18 protein-coding genes are annotated in these 21,422 nt (G+C 37.9%); 14 read left to right on the top strand and 4 right to left on the bottom strand.

Translation table 11 applies throughout. The annotated features are described in order from the left end of the window. The first annotated feature begins 77 nt into the window (after positions 1–77). Genes R2R71_RS05775 through R2R71_RS05750 form a run of 6 tightly spaced genes read left to right on the top strand, consistent with a single transcriptional unit; the run spans position 78 to position 7,032 of the window. On the top strand, positions 78–1,232 hold the full coding sequence (locus R2R71_RS05775; RefSeq protein ID WP_316830305.1) for a sensor histidine kinase: 1,155 nt from the start codon (positions 78–80) through the stop codon (positions 1,230–1,232). Between the two features lie 45 nt (positions 1,233–1,277). Continuing rightward, entirely contained in the window at positions 1,278–4,859 is a 3,582-nt protein-coding gene (locus tag R2R71_RS05770; protein WP_316830304.1) for a response regulator, read from the top strand. Positions 4,860–4,874: 15 nt separating this feature from the next. Further along, positions 4,875–5,246, top strand: coding sequence for a response regulator (locus R2R71_RS05765; protein WP_316830303.1), 372 nt, complete (start codon positions 4,875–4,877; stop codon positions 5,244–5,246). A 39-nt stretch (positions 5,247–5,285) separates the two neighbouring features. Further along, positions 5,286–6,068 (top strand): protein-glutamate O-methyltransferase CheR, encoded by a 783-nt coding sequence (locus R2R71_RS05760; protein ID WP_316830996.1) that lies wholly within the window; start codon positions 5,286–5,288, stop codon positions 6,066–6,068. Beyond that, complete coding sequence (locus R2R71_RS05755; RefSeq protein WP_316830302.1) at positions 6,053–6,637, top strand: chemotaxis protein CheB; 585 nt, start codon at positions 6,053–6,055, stop codon at positions 6,635–6,637. Before R2R71_RS05760 ends, R2R71_RS05755 begins: the two co-directional genes overlap by 16 nt. A 29-nt stretch (positions 6,638–6,666) precedes the next feature. Beyond that, positions 6,667–7,032, top strand: a complete 366-nt coding sequence (locus tag R2R71_RS05750; RefSeq protein ID WP_316830301.1) for a response regulator — start codon at positions 6,667–6,669, stop codon at positions 7,030–7,032. Here the strand turns inward: R2R71_RS05750 and R2R71_RS05745 are convergent. The 4 genes from R2R71_RS05745 to R2R71_RS05730 form a co-directional block, all read right to left on the bottom strand. Beyond that, a complete protein-coding gene (locus tag R2R71_RS05745; RefSeq protein WP_316830300.1) occupies positions 7,029–7,982 on the bottom strand; it encodes a DUF3137 domain-containing protein in 954 nt (317 codons plus the stop codon). The two genes, R2R71_RS05750 and R2R71_RS05745, sit on opposite strands and share 4 nt — an antisense overlap. Beyond that, the gene (locus R2R71_RS05740; protein ID WP_316830299.1) at positions 7,982–8,536 is read right to left on the bottom strand and encodes a LemA family protein; all 555 of its coding nucleotides are present in this window, start codon (positions 8,534–8,536) and stop codon (positions 7,982–7,984) included. The genes R2R71_RS05745 and R2R71_RS05740 overlap by 1 nt, the downstream gene beginning before the upstream one ends. A 55-nt stretch (positions 8,537–8,591) precedes the next feature. Further along, positions 8,592–10,409 (bottom strand): hypothetical protein, encoded by a 1,818-nt coding sequence (locus R2R71_RS05735; protein ID WP_316830298.1) that lies wholly within the window; start codon positions 10,407–10,409, stop codon positions 8,592–8,594. A 63-nt stretch (positions 10,410–10,472) separates the two neighbouring features. Further along, on the bottom strand, positions 10,473–12,260 hold the full coding sequence (locus tag R2R71_RS05730; RefSeq protein WP_316830297.1) for a hypothetical protein: 1,788 nt from the start codon (positions 12,258–12,260) through the stop codon (positions 10,473–10,475). Between the two features lie 194 nt (positions 12,261–12,454). Between R2R71_RS05730 and miaB the strand changes: the two genes are divergently transcribed. The 8 genes from miaB to groL all read left to right on the top strand — a co-directional run bounded on the left by miaB (position 12,455) and on the right by groL (position 21,389). Then, complete coding sequence (miaB, locus tag R2R71_RS05725) at positions 12,455–13,870, top strand: tRNA (N6-isopentenyl adenosine(37)-C2)-methylthiotransferase MiaB (protein ID WP_316830296.1); 1,416 nt, start codon at positions 12,455–12,457, stop codon at positions 13,868–13,870. Between the two features lie 65 nt (positions 13,871–13,935). Further along, positions 13,936–15,177: a sigma 54-interacting transcriptional regulator gene (locus tag R2R71_RS05720; protein WP_316830295.1), complete on the top strand. Its 1,242-nt coding sequence runs from the start codon at positions 13,936–13,938 to the stop codon at positions 15,175–15,177. Between the two features lie 8 nt (positions 15,178–15,185). Beyond that, positions 15,186–15,689 (top strand): LptE family protein, encoded by a 504-nt coding sequence (locus R2R71_RS05715; protein WP_316830294.1) that lies wholly within the window; start codon positions 15,186–15,188, stop codon positions 15,687–15,689. A 53-nt stretch (positions 15,690–15,742) separates the two neighbouring features. After that, positions 15,743–16,801 (top strand): hypothetical protein, encoded by a 1,059-nt coding sequence (locus R2R71_RS05710; RefSeq protein WP_316830293.1) that lies wholly within the window; start codon positions 15,743–15,745, stop codon positions 16,799–16,801. 14 nt (positions 16,802–16,815) lie between these two features. Continuing rightward, positions 16,816–17,175: a preprotein translocase subunit SecG gene (secG, locus tag R2R71_RS05705; RefSeq protein WP_316830292.1), complete on the top strand. Its 360-nt coding sequence runs from the start codon at positions 16,816–16,818 to the stop codon at positions 17,173–17,175. A gap of 177 nt (positions 17,176–17,352) precedes the next feature. After that, positions 17,353–19,002, top strand: a complete 1,650-nt coding sequence (locus tag R2R71_RS05700) for a S41 family peptidase (RefSeq protein ID WP_316830291.1) — start codon at positions 17,353–17,355, stop codon at positions 19,000–19,002. A 358-nt stretch (positions 19,003–19,360) separates the two neighbouring features. Further along, entirely contained in the window at positions 19,361–19,651 is a 291-nt protein-coding gene (gene groES / locus R2R71_RS05695; RefSeq protein ID WP_025141798.1) for a co-chaperone GroES, read from the top strand. 100 nt (positions 19,652–19,751) lie between these two features. Continuing rightward, a complete protein-coding gene (gene groL / locus R2R71_RS05690) occupies positions 19,752–21,389 on the top strand; it encodes a chaperonin GroEL (protein WP_316830290.1) in 1,638 nt (545 codons plus the stop codon). Positions 21,390–21,422: the final 33 nt, after the last annotated feature.

Here is a 21,422-nt window from a genome sequence, read left to right as displayed (position 1 = left end):
TTGTTTACAGTTACAGGAATTTTTCACCTAAAATAAACCAAACACTTGAATCAGGCATCCCTAATGTTTTATAAAAGATGATCCTTATTGTTGACGACAGGCCTGAAAACCTAGTATCTTTACAGAAAGTATTGCAGGCGCACAATTTTGAGGTTGATACTGCACCTTCAGGAGAGGAAGCGTTAAAAAAGGTTTTAAAAAATAACTACGTCCTGATTATTCTCGACGTTCAAATGCCCGAAATGGACGGCTTTGAAGTTGCTGAGGCTATTTCCGGGTTTAGTAAGGCAAAAGATACAGCAATTATTTTTCTATCGGCTGTAAATACCGAATTACGTTTTATAACCAAAGGTTACGAAAGCGGCGGTTTAGATTATATAACCAAACCGGTTGATATTAATATTCTGTTGCTTAAAATAAAAACTTTTTATCGCATTTATGAGCAAAACCGTAAGCTTACCGAAATGCAGGAAAAGCTTTTGGAAGAAATTGAATTCAGGAAACAGGCCGAACACAAAAAAGATGAGTTTATCAGTATTGCGAGCCACGAGCTAAAAACACCGTTAACGAGTGTTAAAGGTTATATGCAGTTGTTGCAGCGGAGCCTTAACAAGGAAGATAAGGCAATGGCTCAAAATCACCTGGAAAAGGCTAGTGTTCAGCTCGAAAAGCTCAATGAGTTAATTGTTGATTTGCTGGATATTTCAAAAATTGAAAGCGGAAAGCTTAAGTTTAACATGAAGTCTTTCTGTGCAGATAACATGGTTAATAATGCCATAGAAATGATGCAGCAATCTAATCCTGATTTTAAGATCACTAAACTCGGGCAAACCAACGAAATGATTTTTGGCGATGAAATGCGTTTAGAGCAGGTGCTCATCAATTTTATGAGCAACGCTATTAAATATGCTCCCGGTACAAATCAGGTTAATGTTACCATTAATATTAAAGATGGAAAGCTTTATCTGGCGGTGAAAGATTTTGGCATTGGAATACCTGCAGATCAGCAACATAAGATATTCGATAAATTCTATCGCGTAGAAGAAAACAGCAACCGTTTTAATGGTTTGGGTATTGGTTTGTACATTTGCTCGGAAATTATTAAACGACATGGCGGCACGGTTGGGGTAAATAGTGTTCCTGAGGAAGGATCGGAATTTTACTTTATCATTCCGATTGATGAAGACGTGGTGTTGAAATCGCAGGATGAAATACCCGAAACCATTAACTAAGCCAGAATACAACACATAAAACCAACAAACAACTATAATATTTTAATGAAAACAACTCTTAAAAATAATTTACGGTTAGGCCTCGGCTTATCGCTTATTATTCTTTTTATCAGTTCACTTGCTTCGTACGTAAGTATTAGCAACCTGATTAAAAGTGCCGAACTAGTTAAACATAGCGACGAAGTAATTTTAAATGTTGAAGGCGTTATTTCAACTTTAAAAGATGCCGAAACAGGCCAGAGAGGTTATCTTCTAACCGGAAATAAAGTTTTTTTAGATCCTTATAACGGCGCTGCCGACACTGCACTGGCCACACTGAATAAAATTGCGGCGAACACAAAAGATAATCCCGCACAGCAAAAAAGTGTAGCTGAATTAAAAGATATTTTGCTTCGCAGGTTAGATATCATCAAATCTACTATCGAAATAAAATCATTGGGTGGAAAAGTAGATCCAACAGTTTTATTTCAAGGTAAAGTTTACATGGATCAGGCCCGGGCAACGGTTGGTAAAATGATAAAAGAAGAAAAGCGTTTGCTCGAAAATAGAACTGCTGATCTTAATAAGCTTACTTCTTACACACCAATACTGATTTTGATTGCGGCATTACTGGCTGTTTTAATAACATTGTTCTTTTACCGAAAAGTATCCATTGATTTTGATGAACGTGTTAAACTGCAGAAGGAAATTGAGGATAAAAAATATGAGATGGAAAAACGCATTGCTGCCATTAAAGAAATCGCCCATCAGATTTCTATCGGTAACTATGGCGTTAAGCTCGATAGCCAAACCCAGGATGATATCGGCGAACTATCTGATTCATTAAATACCATGTCCGGCTCGTTAAAAAAATCTTTTGATACATTAGCCGAAAACGAGTGGTTGCAAACTGGTGTTGCAAATTTAAATGTGAAAATGGTTGGCGAGAAAGACGTTTTCCATTTAGCTGATGATATTATAGAATTTTTGGCCACATATACAAAAAGCCAGGTTGGAGCAATTTATCTTTTTAAGGATGACGGTTATTTACATTTAAAGGGACAGTTTGCTTTAAAGGGACACGATTTAGCACCAATACTCGAAATCGGGCAAGGGTTAATCGGTCAGGCCGTAAAATCCGGAAAATCAATTTTATTGGATGAAGTTCCTCAAGGAGAACTAACCGTTTCTTACGCAACCGGCAATATTAAACCAGCACAATTATTGGTTTTACCAATTATCAGGAATGGAATTACAACCGGCGGTTTAGAGCTTGGTACAATAAATGCTTTTAGCGATTTAGAATTACACTTCCTTAATCTTGTGCTTTCTGATGTTGGTACGGCGCTTCTGGGTGCCCAAAACCGCCAGAAACTGCAGTTGCTTTTGGAAGAAACACAGGCGCAATCTGAAGAATTACAGGTTCAGCATAATGAACTCGAAGGCATGAATGCTGAGTTGGAAGCACAGGCACAAAAACTTCAGGCTTCTGAAGAGGAACTTCGCGTACAGCAGGAAGAATTATTACAAAGTAACCAGGAGCTGGAAGAACGAAGCAGCCTCCTTGAAGAGAAAAATGAGCTCATTGAAGAACGGAATATCGAAATTCAACAAAAGGCTGAGGCTTTAGAGTTGAGTACAAGATATAAGTCGGAATTCCTGGCAAACATGTCGCATGAGTTGCGTACGCCATTAAACTCTATTTTATTGTTATCGAGATTGATGGCCGAAAACGAGGAGATGGACCGCGAGCATCAGGAATATGCAGAGGTTATTCAGAGCTCCGGACAAGGTCTTTTGAGTTTGATCGATGAGATTCTCGACTTATCAAAAATTGAAGCAGGTAAGATGGAGTTGGATAGGGCAAATATCAAAATTGATGATATTGTGCTGAACATGCGTTCGCTGTTTAATCCTTTAGCTAACGAGAAAGATTTAAAACTGGCCGTTAATAAATCGGCCGATGTGCCAGAGTTTTTTCATACCGATAAAATGCGACTGGAGCAGATTTTAAAAAATCTTTTATCCAACGCGATTAAATTTACCACAGAAGGTTCTGTTACGCTGGATATCAAAAAGGACGAAAAACAAAACGCCCTGGTTTTTAAAGTTACAGATACCGGTGTTGGTATTGCTCCTGAGAAACAAGGGATGGTGTTCGAAGCTTTCCAGCAGGCTGATGGTTCTACAAGACGTAAATTCGGAGGAACTGGATTGGGCCTCTCAATCAGTCGCGAACTGGCAAAACTTTTAGGTGGTTATATCGATTTAAAAAGTAAGGAAAATGAAGGAAGTATCTTTACATTAACCTTGCCTGTCGACAAAAACAAAGGCCTTGAAGATGTTAAAGAATCTTTTGAAAAACCTGTTGTCATTTCAGAGCCTGCGGCGAAAATAAGCCATTTAACCGTTGACAATATTCCGCAGGAAATAGAAGATGACCGCGATAATATTCAGCCGGATGATAAGGTAATTCTTATCGTTGAAGATGATACGCCTTTTGCGAAAACATTACTCGATTTTACCCGTAAAAGAGATTACAAAGGATTGGTTGCCGTTCGTGGTGATGTCGGAATTGAAATGGCTAAAGCTTACAAGCCGTTGGCCATTCTCTTGGATATTCAGCTACCGGTTAAAGATGGTTGGCAAGTTATGGAGGAATTGAAATCTGATCCAGGTACACGTCCGATTCCGGTTCACATCATGTCTTCGTTGCAGGTTAAAAAGGAAAGTTTATTAAAAGGAGCGGTTGACTTTATCAATAAACCTTTTGCTTTTGAGCACATGCAGGAAATTTTCCAAAAGTTGGAACATGCCTTAAGTCGTCACCCTAAAAAAGTATTAATTGTAGAGGAGAATGAGCAGCACGCCAAAGCGTTAAGTTATTTTTTAAGCAACTTCAATATCCAGACCGAAATTGTAAACCAGGTTGGGCAAAGTGTTTCTGCTTTACACAAACCGGAAATAAATTGCGTAATCCTGGATATGGGAATTCCGGATAAACATGCTTACGAAACCCTTGAAGTAGTGAAGAAAACACCAGGACTGGAAAACCTTCCGATTATTATTTTTACAGGAAAAAACCTGTCGAAGGGTGAGGAGAACAGGATTAAGCAATATGCTGATTCTATCGTTGTGAAAACGGCACATTCTTACCAGCGTATTTTGGATGAGGCGGGGTTATTCCTTCATTTGGTTGAAGAAAAAAATAAAGGAAAGAACAAGTCGGCTCAAAAGTTTTCAGAGTTACAGGATGTTTTAAAAGGTAAAACCGTTCTGGTTGCTGATGATGATGTTCGAAATATCTTCTCATTAACTAAAATGCTGGAGCAGCATCAAATGAAAGTGCTTGCGGCAACTGATGGTAAAGAAGCTTTAAAACTATTGAATGAAAACCCTTCGGTTGATGTGGTTTTAATGGATATGATGATGCCTGAGCTTGATGGGTATGAAACCACAACGGCAATCAGGCAGGATATTAAATACCGGAACCTGCCGATTCTGGCTGTTACGGCAAAAGCCATGATGGGTGACCGTGAAAAGTGTATTTCTGCAGGTGCATCCGATTACATCAGTAAGCCTGTAGATATGGATCAGCTGGTTTCGCTGTTAAGGGTTTGGTTATACGAAAATCATCATAAATCTTAATTTTTATTAACGAATATGTCTCAAAAATTAATACTCATTATTGACGATGATAATCGAAACATTTTTGCCCTTAAAGCTGTTCTAAGAGCCAAAGGATATGGAACACTATCAGCACCAAGCGCTCAGGAAGGATTTGATATTATTGCTGAAAACGATAAAATAGCTGTTGTTTTAATGGACATGATGATGCCGGATATGGACGGTTATCAAGCAATTGCAGCAATGAAAAAATCGGAAAGAATGCGTGATATTCCTGTGCTGGCAGTAACGGCGCAAGCCATGGTGGGCGATAGGGAGCGTTGCTTAAGGGCCGGTGCTTCGGGTTATGTTTCTAAGCCAATAAATGTTGATGAATTGATTATACAAATACAGGAAGTTACAAAATAAAGGGTGATTAGCGAAGCGATAGATAATGAGCAAATAGAAATGTTGCTTAATGATGTTTTGGAAACTCACGGCTACGATTTTCTGGAGTATTCTCATGCATCAATTAAAAGGAGAATTATTCGTTTATATGCGCTCGATAATTTTGTGAGCTTTGCCGAGTTCAGGTATACGGTAAAAACTGATAAACAATATTTTAAAAGATTTCTTGAAGAAATTACCGTAAATGTTACGGAAATGTTCCGCGATCCGGGCTTTTATAAAGCCTTGCGAAATGATGTTTTACCCAATCTGGGTACTTATCCTTTTATCCGGATTTGGGTGGCTGGTTGTTCAACCGGTGAAGAGGCTTACTCATTGGCTATTGTATTAAAGGAATTGAATTTGCTTCATAAATCGCTCATTTATGCCACCGATATTAATCCTTCGGTTTTGGATAAGGCCAAAAAAGGCATGTTCCCGTTAAATTATTTGAAAAGCTATTCAGAAAATTATGTCCAGTCGGGTGGGGTAAAGGATTTTTCATCATACTACACGGCAAATTATTCGCTGGCCAAGTTCGATGATACCTTAAGCAGTAAAATGATCTTTTCTACTCATAACCTGGTTTCCGACCATTCTTTCAATGAATTTCAGCTTATTTTATGTAGAAATGTATTGATTTATTTCGATAAGGATTTACAACATAAAGTTTTTCAGTTGTTTGATAATAGTCTTGAAAAATTGGGTTATCTGGCATTGGGAAGCAAAGAAAGCCTTGATTTCTGGACAAGAGCGAGAGAGTATAAACGCATTAGAACTGAAAAAATATGGCGGAAGCTTTAAGCTCAGCGAAATGCAAAGCGCTGATTATTGGAGGTTCGGCGGGAAGCCTGGATGTTTTACTCGAAATATTTCCATTATTAAGTGATGCCATTAACTTTCCTATAATTCTGGTTACGCACCGTAAATCGGGAAATGATGCCCTGCTGAGTGATTTGCTCAAAAGCCGTACTAACCTTATGGTACAGGAAGCTGAAGAGAAGGAAAAGATAATGCCAGGTAATGTTTATATCGCTCCGGCCGATTACCATTTACTGATTGAAGAAGATGAAACTTTATCCTTAGATTATTCAGAGAAGGTAAACTATTCAAGGCCTTCTATTGATGTAACCTTTCAATCTGCATCGGATGTTTTTAAAGATAAACTGGTTTGTATTTTACTTTCAGGCTCTAATGCCGATGGGGTGGAAGGATTAAAAACCGTAAACAATTATGGCGGTTTGGTGGTTATACAGAATCCAAATACAGCAATAATGCCATATATGCCTCAACAAGCGGTAAATGAGCTTAAGAAAAGCATTATTCTGGATGCAGGAGATATGGCAGGATTTATTAATGAATTAATTAACTAATATTAAGTTACCCTCGAAAGATAAAATTTATGGCAGATACAAAGAAAATTTTTGTTTTTGATGATAACAGAGATATTTTAGATTTATGTACCTTCATTTTAGAAGATGCCGGTTATGAAATAAAAACCTCCGAAACGGCGAATGATATTCAAACCCAGGTGGCCGCTTATATGCCCGATATTATTTTTATGGATAACTGGTTGCCTGATCTGGGAGGAATACAAGCTACAAGAGCCATTAAAAGCCACCCCGATTTAAAACATATTCCGGTGATTTATTTTTCAGCAAACAACGATATTTCTGCGCTGGCTGACGAAGCCGGGGCCGATAGCTACTTATCAAAACCATTTGATATTGCTGCACTTGAAGAAATTGTGAGAAAACATTTAAGTTAATTTTTTCCCCAGATTCTGGTATTTAAATCCAGCTCCCGCACAATATCATACATGAAATTGATAACAGCAATATCCTGGTTAAGTAAATCAGGATTAAGCAGTGTTTTGAAAACCGGTGCCTCAAAATAATTTCTGCTTAGCGGAAAAGCGATATACATTTTACTGCTTATAAAGGATAAGGAAACTGTGCTGCTCGTGTTCCTGTTTAGGGTTAAAATCCGCTCCATCATCGCCGGAGTAAGAATATACCTTGCCTCAACCTGGTCGGTAGAATGGGTGATAAAGGTTTTGCTAAATTCGCTGTTTTCCAACGTTACAACATCTTTATTGCCAAAAGAAAATACATTTTTCGAAAACCATGCCGTCATCGTACTGAATAAATTTTTGGGTTTTAATATGGTTACACCATTAAAGTTTTTGTTAAAATCTGCTGCAAAAATTATCCCTTTAAAGATATCATGCCATTCTGTGCGGGTTCCGTTTTTGGTTTGAACCTGTGTTTTATATTCGGCATGTACTTCAGCAAAATAAAAACCTGTTTTGCCTGCATTTCCAATTACCAAATCTTCGGTTTTATAACGATCGGGTCTTTCTGAGAAAATCTGTGTCCCCTCAAACTCATAGGCCATAATGCCTTTGTAAGGCTCAATTACAAGACTTTGGTCGAGCGATTTTAACGCCGTACCAATTACATCGATTTTAAATGCTTCTTTATAAGCCTTTAATTCATCAGAAATTTTATACAAGATAACACCGCCATATATTAACGAGGCGAGTCCGGCTATAGCCCCCGGCACAGGGAGCCCGAGCGTAAATCCGGCTATGGCTAAAATAATACCCAAGGCAATAAAAAAATAGCCTTTCTTTTGCGTTGAGGCTATTTTTTGCCGCTCAATTTCCAATGTGGCAAGTACATTTTGTAAGGCCACATTTCCATCAACGTTAATCATTAACTATTGAAAAGTTCTTTAGCGCTGATGTTTTTGCGTTCTTCTTCTGCCGTGGCTAAAACAGCCATCGGTTGAAAGTTTAAGATGCCGGCCAACATACTTCCCGGAAACATCATAATCGCATTATTGTAATCTGTAACTGCTGCGTTGTAGGTTCTTCTTGCTGCGGCAATTTGCTCTTCGCTTTCAGTCCAGGTATTTTGCAGGTTGTTAAAGTTCGAATTCGCCTTTAAATCCGGATAGTTTTCGATATTAACCATCAGGCCTTTAACACTGCTGCTTAGTTGCGCATCTATTGAGGCTTTTTCGGCATCGCTGATGTTTCCGGAAACGGCTTTCGAACGAAGTTCAACAATTTTTGTAAGCGTTCCCTGTTCGTAATTTGTATATTGTTTTACAACTTCTACGAGGTTTGGAATTAAATCGAAACGTTTTTTAAGCATTACATCAATGGCAGAAAAAGCATTTGTAACCTGGTTTTTTTTGCCAATAAGTGAGTTGTAAAAGAAAATTCCGATTAAGAGCAGTACGCCAACGATAATAAGTGCTATCATAATTTTAGATTTTTAATTTAGAGCATAAATATATTAAAAGGTTACAAGGTTTGGGTTAACGGCCTTCGTTTTTCAGTTCAAGCTCTCTTTGCCTGCGCCGCTCTAATCTTTTTTGTTTCCGTAAATTATGGCTTTCACGCATGGCTTTGAATTTGGCAATATGTTCTTTTATTTCATTTTGCTTTTCTTCGGTAATACCAACGCTATATTTAACACCAATGAAAAGCGTTTTCCAAATCATATTAAAAAATGATGTGTTCTCTGGCCTAACGTAATTTACTTTTACGGGAATTAGCTTGCCATCAGGGCCGGGATTTTCAGATTTTATGATTAAGGCATTGGCGAGGAATGAAATCAGGCCTCGCTTTACTAAATGGTCTTTAGTAGGGTCGTTTTTCATTAAGGCGACCGATAAATCGAAGTAAGAAAAACCAACAGTTCCTTTTGAGCCAAAGTCATCAGCCTTAAAATCGAATCTCAGCTTATCTACGTTTCCGCGGTTAATTCTAACCAGCCCGAGTGGTTTGGTAATCTGGTTTAAAACCCTGGCATTAAAATTCTGTAAAACCCCATTGTAAGAAAAATCGCCGGTATTTGCAGCAAGGTTAAATTTAAAGTCGACATCTAATTTGCCTTGTCCCATTAAATAAGAGTTTAAACTCGCCTGCATTATGGGCTTTACGGCCTTCACCTTGTCGATATTTGTTACATTACTGATTGTTCCGGAAGTATGCTCAAAAGAAATCCTCCCTCTTTGTTCACTTTCCTTGTTGTAAACAGCATAGCTGATATCAACATCTTTCAACTGTATTTTATCAACCCGAACAGGTGCACCTATTTTCTGCAAAAGCTGATGTGGATACTTGCCGATTCTACTCTCGCTTTGCTGTTTTGGTAAGTTATTGTTGTTAAATACGGCAACAAAACCGTTGGCAATTGCCATTTCTTTTGCCCGTAATTCCTGTTTGGAAATATATAACGGCAGGTTAATCCCACTTAGTGAAATATCATTCATCGAGATGTTAAAACGGTCTTTAGCATAACCGGCAACCTGACCGAATTTCATTTCGTCATAACGTGGCTCTAAACCAAACTTGTTTATATTTAATAATCCCGTTGATGCCTTAAAATCGAGCTGATCGAGCTTAATTTTGTACATGCTGTCGGGCGTTTTATATTCATAGTTTTTCAGGTTTAATAAAACATCCTTTAATAAATATAAGCGGGTTGAATCTTCAAAAGAGGTCGAATCAACGAGTAAATCCACTAAAGTAATGTTCAAATCATCGATAGAAAATACATCGAACTGGTTTACATTTTTATTTACGTAGTTAAAAGTGGCGTCTCTAAAAAAAATCTTTTCAATACTAAACTCTTTTAAACTTTTAGCGATAAATGCGTAAGGTGATTTGATAGGTTTTGGTGCCCGGTTTTCATTAAAGCTTAGCTGACGATTAACCATAAAAACCTCCGGTTTATCAAATAAAACTTCCTCAATCTGAAGCTTTTTTTCGCGATAAAGTGTTAGTGGGTGAAAATGCTGAACAGCAAGCTTCTTTAAAGTAATAGTATAAAGGTTGTTAGGCGCTCTTTTCAATGCCACCAATTCCTTATAACGGTTGGTATCGGGCGAGATTTTTACATTTTGTAATGCAGCGCTTCCCGTAAAAATGTTTGTGCTTACTTTGCTGAAACTGATGGTATAGAGGCTATCGGTTGATTTGTAGAGCAATGTTTTTATTTGCTCGGTTAACAACGGACGAGACTTAACATTTAAAAACCATGCAATACCAGAAAGCAAGAAAAAGGGAAGGAGTAAAACACCCGTAATCCATTTAAAAATTTTGTATCGTCGTTTTTTCGTTTCTGGCATTTAACAGACAGGGCTGGTTTTATCAGCAATATACATTTAAAAGAGATTTGTTGAAAGCCTCAGTCAGTTTTTCTCCTTTTTTGCTTTCCTGGCCTCACGGCGGTCGGCCCGTTTTTGTTCCCTTATCTTTTTGGTGATGACTTTTTGCTGTTTTACTGGGTTCTTCTCCGGAACAATACCTACACCAACAATATCTTTTATGCCCACGAAAACGGTTTTCCACATCAGGTTAAAAAATGAAGCGGAATTAATCCTGCTGTTATTCATGGTGGCAGTTCTGGGCGCTTCGCCCTTTTTAGGGTTTTCATCCTTAACCAGTATTGTGTTTGCCAAAAAGGAGAGAAATCCCTTTTTCCTGGTGCCTTCACCGTCGATATTATCAGAAAGCAATTTCACTTTCAGGTTGTTGTAAAGCATATTCATTGAGCCCGAAGCGGAGCGTAAATTTCCATTTGCTTTAAAATCGATGTGTTGTACATTCCCGCTTTCAATCTCAATTAAGCCGAGATTTTTAGAAAGCGCATTCAGGTTTTTAAAATCAAACTTGCCCAGGCTTCCACTGTAAGCAAAAGCACCATTTTTATCAGTCAGGTTGAAATCAATTTTAACATTAAGCTTTCCTGAGCCCATTAGCAATGTATATAAATCGGCTACAGCGTGATTGTTTTTTGCCAGTTGCAGGCTATCGTTGGTTACATTCAGGATATTTCCATGTAAGGATTTAAACTCAACGGCGCCAATTTTCTTGCTAGCCGGATTATATTCTGAATATTTTAAATCAACATTTTTTAACTGAACGGTATCAATAATGGCAGGTATATTCAATCGTTTTAGCGCCATGTGCGGATAGTTTCGGCCTTTATCAAATCCCGGCGGCGGAGGAGATTCCCTGCTCATAAAAACTTCTACGTTTGCAGGGCCAATCTTCAACGATTTTGCGTAAAGTTTCTGCTCGGTATTTAAGCCAATAAAATCTACCCCATTAAATTCTATTTTATTGAAAGTAAAATTATAACGGTCTTTCTGAACTTTGTACTTTCTTGCAAAGGTTAATTCAGGGTAAAGCGGGGTAAGCTTAAAGCCTTTAACGGTAATTTTTTTTGATGCTGCCGAACCCGTAATGGTGTCAACTTTCATCGAATACATTTTGTCTTTCGTAATTGATTTATAACCCGCCAGCTGGAACGAAATATCTTTAGTGTAGTAAAATCGTGAGGTGTCACTGCCAGATAACGAATCCAGTAGAAAATCTTTAACGGTAATATCGAGATGCTTAATGGAATTTTTCGTTTTTTTAGAACCACTTTTGTTGATGTAATCAAAGTCTGCATCAACGATTTTTACCGAATGAACCCGAATCGATTTAAAGGTTTTCGAAATTTGTTCGTAAAGCGATTTTTCTGTTTTTGCCGTGTCGGCTTTTTTAGGCACTTTATTAAAAATCATATTAATGGATGGTTTATCCAATCTGATTTCATTTACATCGACACGTTTTTTGAAGTAAGCGGTTAAGATTCCAACCCGCGTGATCTGGAGTTTTTTTAACTTCAACTCGAAAGTATGGGCAGGTGCAAGTTTTAATGCCTTTAAGCTGTCAAATACGCTCGTATCAGGCGTGAGGGTAACATCGCGAAGTGCAAGGCTTCCGGTAATTACATTTAAATTGATGCTTTTAAAATCAATTTTATATAAGTGATGAGAGCCATTATAAACGCCAGATTTGATTTTTTCGGTAAGGATAGGTTTCCAGCGGGCGCTGATAAACATCGCACCAAAGGCAAGAATTAAAATTAATCCGCCTAAAATACTGGCAATCCATATCCATAACTTATTTCTGTTTTGAGCTATCATTTTCGAGGTTTATGGATATTTAACAGATAGACAGGAGAAAGGTTTGCTGCTATAAAATCCGTTGACTGATGTCGACGGCAATGGATATGTTGGCGATTTAAATAATCCCTTTGTAAACATTTAAACTAAATATGTCAATTTGTCACTTTTAATTTTATTTATGTATTTTTGCAATCCCCAAAAGTTTTTAAAGAATGATTGATTTACAAGTACAGGATAAGACGCATGATGAAGCAAGGCAAGGCGAAGCTTTAATTTTAGATACGCCGGTTAAAGCCGATGCCCGTAAATTATACATCGAGAGTTATGGTTGTGCTATGAATTTTGCTGATAGTGAAATCGTTGCTTCTATACTTTCGGAAACTGGATTTGAAACTACCGGCGATTATCATCAGGCTGATGTGATTTTCATTAATACTTGTTCAATCCGCGAAAATGCAGAAACAAGGGTTAGAAATCGCCTTTCGCAATTTGGGGTAGAAAAACGCCGCAATCCGAAGTTAATCGTTGGGGTTTTAGGCTGTATGGCCGAGCGTTTAAAATCTAAGTTTTTAGAAGAAGAACGCCTGGTTGATGTAGTGGTTGGCCCTGATGCATACCGTGATTTACCGAATTTAATTGAGCAGGTAGAGAGCGGACATAAAGCGGTAAACGTATTATTATCCCGCGAAGAGACTTATGCCGATATCAGCCCTGTTCGTTTAAACAGCAATGGTATTACAGCGTTTATTTCGATTACCCGCGGCTGTAATAACATGTGCTCGTTCTGTGTTGTACCATTTACACGTGGCCGCGAACGGAGCCGTGATGCACATTCAATTATCGAAGAAGCTAAAGCATTATTTGATGCCGGCTATAAAGAGGTTACTCTTTTAGGACAGAATGTAGACTCTTACACCTGGACCTCGGAAGATGGCTCGGAAAGTGTAAACTTTGCCCAGCTTTTGGAAAAAACGGCTTTGGTAAGCCCTGATTTGAGGGTTCGTTTTTCTACTTCGCACCCTAAAGATATTACCGACGAGGTTTTACATACCATTGCTAAATACGACAACATTTGTAACTACATACACTTGCCGGTACAATCGGGAAATACACGAGTGTTGGAGTTAATGAACCGCACTTATACCCGTGAATGGTATATTAACCGTATTGATGCCATCAGAAATATTATTCCCGGCTGTGCAATTTCTACTGATATTATTGCGGGTTTCTGTACCGAAACCGAAGAAGAGCACCAGGAAACTTTGAGTATGATGGATTATGTGCAATATGATTTTGCCTATAACTTCACTTATTCAGAAAGACCAGGAACTTTAGCTGCCCGTAAACTGGAAGATGATATCCCGGAAGAGGTTAAAAAGCGCCGTTTAGCGGAGATTTTGGCTAAACAGCAGGCACACTCTTTAATGCGTTTGCAAGAGTGGGTTGGCAAAACCGTTCGCGTGTTGATTGAAGGAACATCAAAAAAATCGGATAAAGATTATTGTGGAAGAGGTGATAGCGGCGCAATGGCAATTTTTCCGGCTGTTGATGGCGTTAAACCAGGCGATTATGCTAATGTATACATCGAAAGGTGTACTTCAGCTACGCTGATTGGAAAGATAGTTTAAAGCTGAATGCTTAAAGCGGAAAGTCTGACTAACTAAAGCCCAATTTTAATACTTGATACTAAAGAATGGATACACAAAATATTAAACAACGATTCGGTATTATTGGAAACTCTCCGCTGCTTAATCGTGCCATCGATATTGCGAGCCAGGTTGCACCAACAGACATGTCGGTATTAATTACTGGCGAAAGTGGAAGTGGTAAAGAAGTTTTCTCGCAAATTATCCATCAAATGAGTGCCCGGAAACATGGTGCTTTCATTGCCGTAAACTGTGGCGCTATACCCGAAGGAACTATTGATTCTGAATTATTCGGTCACGAAAAAGGCTCTTTCACTGGCGCACACGAGGCCCGTAAAGGTTATTTTGAAGTGGCCAATGGCGGTACTATTTTTTTAGATGAAGTGGCCGAACTCCCATTGGGAACACAAGCCCGTTTATTAAGGATTTTAGAAAGCGGCGAATATTTACGCGTAGGTTCATCTAAAGTTCAGAAAACGGATGTTCGCATTATTGCCGCAACAAACGTAGATGTTTACAACCGGGTTAAAAACGGAAAATTCCGCGAAGATTTATATTACAGATTAAACACTGTTCCGTTACGTATTCCTGCCTTGCAAGAGCGTAAAGAAGATATTTATTTATTGTTCAGAAAGTTTGCAGCCGATTTCAGCGACAAGTACCGTAGCCCGGGATTACAGCTTGAGCCTGATGCCATCCAGATTTTAACCAACTACAGCTGGCCGGGCAATGTTCGTCAGCTTAAAAATATTGCCGAGCAGATTTGCGTTTTAGAGAAAGACCGGAATGTTACTGGCCAGGCCATATTAAACTATATCCCGAACGAAGCTGGCAGTAATTTGCCAATGGCGATTAATCCACAATCGAAAGAGGACTTTACGGAAAGAGATATTTTGTACAAGGTGCTTTTTGATATGAAAAAGGATATGGTGGAGTTGAAAAAACTTGTTGCGGAGATTATTCAGCATGGAGGTAACACCGCTACGGTTCTTGCCGATAATCCACAATATATTAATCAGTTATACCGCGATGTGGAATTGCCAGCAGGTCAGGAACACGGCTTTACCATACAACAACCAGCCTCGAACAACAATAATAACAGCAACGCCGATTACAACTATGCCCACGATGCTGAAGAGGTAGAAGAATCGTTATCATTGATAGATAAAGAATCTGATTTAATAAAAAAAGCGCTTAAAAAACACAAGGGCAAGCGTAAGTTCGCTGCTCAGGAACTAGGCATATCCGAACGTACGCTCTACAGAAAGATTAAAGAATTAAGTCTATAAATCAGTTTATGAAGATTAAGATCCTTGCGCTCCTTTTTATTGCAACCTTAAGCGCCTGCGCTTACACTTTTAGTGGTGCATCAACCGAAGGTTTAAAAACGGTAACTGTACGTTTTTTTGAGAACAATGCGCAACTGGTAGTACCTACCTTAAGCCAGCAATTTACAGAGGCGCTGAAATCGCGTATCCGTAGTCAAACTAAATTAAGTATTACGCCAAACGAAGGCGATGCTATTTTTGAGGGTAATATTACGGGATACGAAATTAAGCCTGTGGCTTTAACATCAAGTGCTACGCCAACAGCTTCGAACAACAGGTTAACCATTACGGTTAAGGTAAAGTACATCAATAATATTAAAGACCACGAAAAGGAAAGTTTTGAAGAGAGTTTTAGCCGCTATTTCGATTTTCCGGTAGGTGGTTCAATTCAAAGCCTTCAGGCGCAAGCCATTGAGCAGATAAACAAACAACTTACCGAAGATATTTTTAACAGGGCTTTTGCCCAATGGTAGTTTAAAGTTTTAAAAACCGCCTGCATTATTTATCTTAGCAACAAACCTCAGTAATGGATAACAAACAGCTACTTGCAAATTTATTGGCACAACCCGGAAAAGTTGGGCAAGAGCATATCCCTATGCTGAAAGAAATGTTGGAGCAATATCCTTACGCACAGCCAGTACGTTTGCTTTTGGCCAGAGCTGATGCCGCTTATGTTCCGGGAGCATCTTTGTATAGTAACGGAAAGGTGTTATACAATTTATTGCAACTGGAAACGATTGAGGAAGAAGACATAATAGAAGTACCTGAAATTTCGCAAGCTGAACCTGTAGATACTATTTTAGAAAGCACAGCCGTTGAACCGGAGGTTTTTGATGAGATAACAGAACAGCTAAATCCACTTACAGCACAAGCACCTGCCATAGAAACAGCAGATAACCTGCCAGGTATAGACAATGATTTAACGGATAACACCATTACTGAAGAGCGTTATATAGAGAGTGTGGTATCTTCAGATTTTTTTGCTTTCGAACAAAAAGAATCGAATACGCTTGTAGCTGCAGCACCTGAAATTGAAACGGTAGTTCCCGACGAACCTGAGCACAGCTTTGTATCGAGGTATGATGATGATAAGCTGCCTTATACATTTTTATGGTGGCTGGCAAAAACACGCAAAGAGCATGAGCAGATTTTCCAGCCTTATGCGCAGCCCAGACCAGAAGTTACCCGGCAGCCGCAAACGGCAAACCAGCCGCAGGCAGAATTTCAGCAGCAGTATGTAGAGCATATTTTTCATATTCAAACGCCTTTTGAGGTGGCCGATCATTTGGCAGAATACCCGGCAACGGAAGTTAAAGATGCTAAAAGTGCCGAGATTATAGAGCGGTTTTTAAAAGAAGACCCTACTATAAAGCCACCAAAGCCCGAACAAATTGATAATGAGAACAAGGCGAAGAAAAGCGCAGAAGACCATTACGACCTTGTTTCGGAAACTTTAGCTAAAATTTACATCGAGCAAATGCTTTACCACAAAGCCATAGATACTTATAAAAAATTAAGTTTGAAATATCCAGAAAAAAGTGGTTACTTTGCCGACCTTATCCAATCTATAGAAAAGAAATTTTAAAAATATATATTATCATGGTAACCCTTTTAATCATTTTATTAATTATTGCCTGTGTTGCTTTAGGCTTATTTGTTTTAGTACAAAACCCTAAAGGTGGTGGTTTGGCAACTGGTGGCGGCACCAGCAATATGTTTGGTGTACAACGTACAGGCGATGTTTTAGAAAAAGGATCGTGGGTATTATTGGCTGTTATTGTTGTTTTAACTTTATCAATTACTACAATTGCTAAAACAAACGGTGGTGCTGCTGCATCGGGTAATACTGAAATTCAGGACCGTTTAAACAAATTGCCTTCACCTTCTCCACTTGGTGGCGGTGCAACAAATAACACTGCTCCTGCAAAACCTGCAACAGCAGATACAACGAAGAAATAATTAGTATTAACAAAACATTTTAAAAAAGCTTTCCTCAAAAGGGAAAGCTTTTTTGCGTTTATAATAGTTAGTTACCATTGTTAAACTTTGTTAAAAGAACTGCATTCCACGGCTCACAAAGAAAATATTATTTAACAAGTTTCTATATTTAGGAAGCTAATTATCAGGCGTCTAAAAATGAAAACAATCCTCCCAATCATCATACTTTTAACCTTTTCATATTCTTCTTTTGCAAAACAAGAGATTCCTGAAACTAAAAAAATTGAAACATTTATTAAAATCTGGGGATTTTTAAAGTACCATCATTCTATTATTGCGAAAGGTAAAATAGATTGGGATAGAGAATTTACAACACGAATTAAAGATTTGAATAAGCTCAATTCCAAGCAGGCAATTAATCAATATTATTTAAATTGGATTAAGGGAATCGGGAAACCTGTTGAGTGCAAAAAATGTTTAATAGATCAGGCGGTAACTTTAAAAGTAAACGACGATTTTAAATTGCTTACAGATTCTACAATTTTAGATAAAACCGTAATTGCAGAATTAGACAATATAAAGAAAAATAGAAATCAGCAATCGAACTACTACATAAGCCAAGTTAATGGCATTGGAAATGCAAATTTTGATAACGAAAAAGAATATCCGGACTCTATTTATCCTTCTTCGGAGATGAGGCTTTTAACATTATCTCGATACTGGAATATTATTAACTATTTTTTTCCCTACAAATATAAAACTGACCAGCCTTGGAATAATGTTCTGGGAGAAATGATTCCAAAATTTAAGGATGCGGGAGATACAACCACTTATCATTTAGCAATACTCGAATTAACAGCCAAAATTGACGACAGTCATGGAAAATTTTCAACAATCTTTACAAATAAATATTTTGGTTTAAAATGGGTTCCTTTCAGTTTTAAGATAATTGATAATAAAGCGGTTGTAATTGGATTTTATAATGAAGAACTGTGTAAAAATGATGATATAAGGGTTGGAGATGTTTTCGTTAAAATTGGCGGATCGACTATAGAAGAGATTGTTAAACGAAATTCGAAATTTATAGGTGCATCAAATGAAGTAGTGAAGTTAAGAGATACCTACAATATTTTGTTTAATGGTCAAACCAGTAAAGTGGAAACCGAATTTCAAAGGACTGGCATTATAGAGAAGAAAACGCTGAGGCGATATAGCTTCAATGAGATAAATTATAAGTATAATGCAACTAATGTTACTGATACCAGTAAAATTTTGAACGGCAATATTGGCTATATAAACATGGGAAACCTGGAACAAAAACAGGTTGATGTAGTGTTAAATAATTTAAAAAACACTAAAGCAATTATTTTTGATATAAGAAATTACCCGAAAGGCACTATGAGAAAAATAGCAGATTTTTTAAATGATAAACCAAAACCTTTCGTTTTGTTTACTATTCCCGATGTGAATAATCCAAGTATTTACAATTATAAAGAGCCTTCTTATTGTGGAAAAGTGAATCCCAATTATTATAAAGGAAAAGTGATTTTGCTTTGTAATGAGAAAACGCAAAGTCATGCTGAATATACATTGATGGCACTTAAAACTGCACCTAACGCTATTGTGGTTGGAAGCCAAACATCTGGAGCAGATGGTAATGCTTCTTATATTGTTTTACCTGGAGGTTTAAAAACTATGTTTACCAGTTTAGGGACATATTATCCTGATAAAACAGAAACTCAGCGAATTGGAATTGTTCCAGATGTTATGATAAAACCAACAATTGAAGGAATAAAAGCTGGAAAGGATGAAGTTTTAGAAAAGGCTTTGGCAATTGCGAACAATTAGCTGAATATTCTTTTAAAATGATAAATCCTAATAGTATAACTCAAAACTTTACCCACCTAAACCCGATTGTAACGTAAAGCCCGGAACCCGATTTTTCATCGGGGGAGGAATTGAAGTGAAAAGCGGGGCCAACCCTAAGCGATTAACCACTTACGTACTTTTTCTAATAATAAATGGCGTGATAATTTTAGACATCCTGCCAAGCTGACATCCAATTTTTGACGATATTCTCTAATTGTTTAGGAATTTGACAGTACAGGTGTAAATTTGTCCCTGAAAAACTATTGGCATAAAAAGTGTTAATTGTATGCTTAGTTAAAAAACTTAAATCAAAATAAAATAAAAAATAATAAAAGTTATGGCGTTAAACCTAAAACCAATTGCTGGCAGTTCGAACAGAGTTATTGTTGAACCGGCTGCGGCAGAAGAAAAAACTGCATCGGGTTTGTATATCCCTGATACTGCTAAAGAAAAACCATCTAAAGGAACTGTTGTTTCTGTTTCTGAAGAAGATTCTGAAGGTAAAAAAGCTAGTGTAAAAGTTGGCGATGTTGTAATTTATGGTAAATACGGTGGTACCGAATTCCCTTACGAAGGTAAAGACTACCTGATTATGCGTGAAACTGATATTTACGCTGTTGTAGGATAAATATTGAAACGTTGTAACACTAAATGTTGCAATGTTATATAAAGCGGATGGTTGAAATGTTTCAGCTTTCCAACATTAAAACTTTAAAACAACCTTTAAAATGTCAAAACAAGTAAAATATAACGTGGAAGCACGTGACGCCCTGAAAAGAGGTGTTGATATCTTAGCGAATGCAGTAAAAGTAACTTTAGGCCCGAAAGGACGTAACGTAATTATCGATAAAAAATTTGGTTCTCCGGCGATCACTAAAGATGGTGTTTCGGTTGCTAAAGAAATCGAATTAAAAGATGCTGTTGAGAACATGGGTGCGCAGATGGTTAAAGAAGTGGCTTCAAAAACAGCAGATATTGCTGGTGATGGTACTACTACTGCTACTGTTTTAGCGCAGGCAATTGTTACAGCAGGTATTAAAAACGTTGCTGCGGGTGCAAATCCAATGGATTTGAAACGTGGTATCGACAAAGCGGTTGCTGCAGTTGTTGAAAACTTAAAAACACAATCGCAAACGGTTGGTGAAGACAACAATAAAATTAAACAAGTTGCTTCAATCTCGGCAAATAACGATGAAGTAATCGGATCGCTTATTGCTGAGGCAATGGGTAAAGTTGGTAAAGATGGTGTTATTACTGTTGAAGAGGCAAAAGGTACTGAAACTGAAGTTAAAACAGTTGAAGGTATGCAGTTCGACAGAGGTTATTTATCTCCATACTTTGTAACCAATGCTGATAAAATGGAAGCTGAATTAGATAATCCTTTCATTTTAATCTACGATAAAAAAATCAGCAACATGAAAGAATTGTTGCCGGTTTTAGAGAAAACTGTTCAAACAGGTAAACCATTGGTAATCATTTCTGAGGATTTAGATGGCGAAGCTTTAGCTACTTTGGTAGTGAACAAAATCCGTGGGTCGTTAAAAGTTGCTGCTGTTAAAGCACCAGGTTTTGGCGACAGAAGAAAAGCAATGTTAGAAGACATCGCTATTTTAACTGGCGGTACAGTAATTTCAGAAGAAAGAGGTTATAAATTAGAGAATGCTGATTTATCTTATTTAGGTTCGGCAGAGAAAGTTGTTGTTGATAAAGACAATACAACTGTAATTAACGGTGCTGGTAATGCTGAAGATATTAAAGCACGTGTTAACCAGATTAAAGCTCAAATTGAAACAACTACATCTGATTACGATAAGGAAAAATTACAGGAGCGTTTAGCTAAATTAGCTGGTGGTGTTGCTGTTCTTTACGTTGGCGCTGCATCTGAAGTTGAGATGAAAGAGAAAAAAGACCGTGTTGATGATGCTTTACACGCTACACGTGCAGCTGTAGAAGAAGGTATTGTTGCTGGTGGTGGTGTTGCTTTCATCCGTGCGGTTGCATCTTTAGCTGATTTAAAAGGTACTAACGAAGATGAAAATACTGGTATCCAGATCATCCGTCGTGCAATTGAAGAGCCTTTACGTCAGATTTGCGAAAACGCAGGTATTGAAGGTTCTATCGTGGTTCAGAAAGTAAAAGAAGGAACAGCAGATTACGGTTACAATGCCCGTACTGGTGTATATGAAAACCTAATTGGCGCTGGTGTTATCGACCCAACTAAAGTTTCTCGTGTAGCACTTGAAAACGCGGCTTCAATCGCAGCGATGTTATTAACTACCGAAGTTGTATTAGCAGATGAGCCTGAAGAGGCTGGTGCTTCTGCACACCCACCAATGGGTGGCGGTGGTATGGGTGGCATGATGTAATCAATCGCCCGTATAAACTTACGTGTAAAATTA

Origin of the sequence: Pedobacter aquatilis, assembly GCF_032678405.1 — a bacterium.
Classification (GTDB): Bacteria; Bacteroidota; Bacteroidia; order Sphingobacteriales; family Sphingobacteriaceae; genus Pedobacter; species Pedobacter aquatilis_A.
This window is presented reverse-complemented; position numbering and strand designations above follow the sequence as displayed.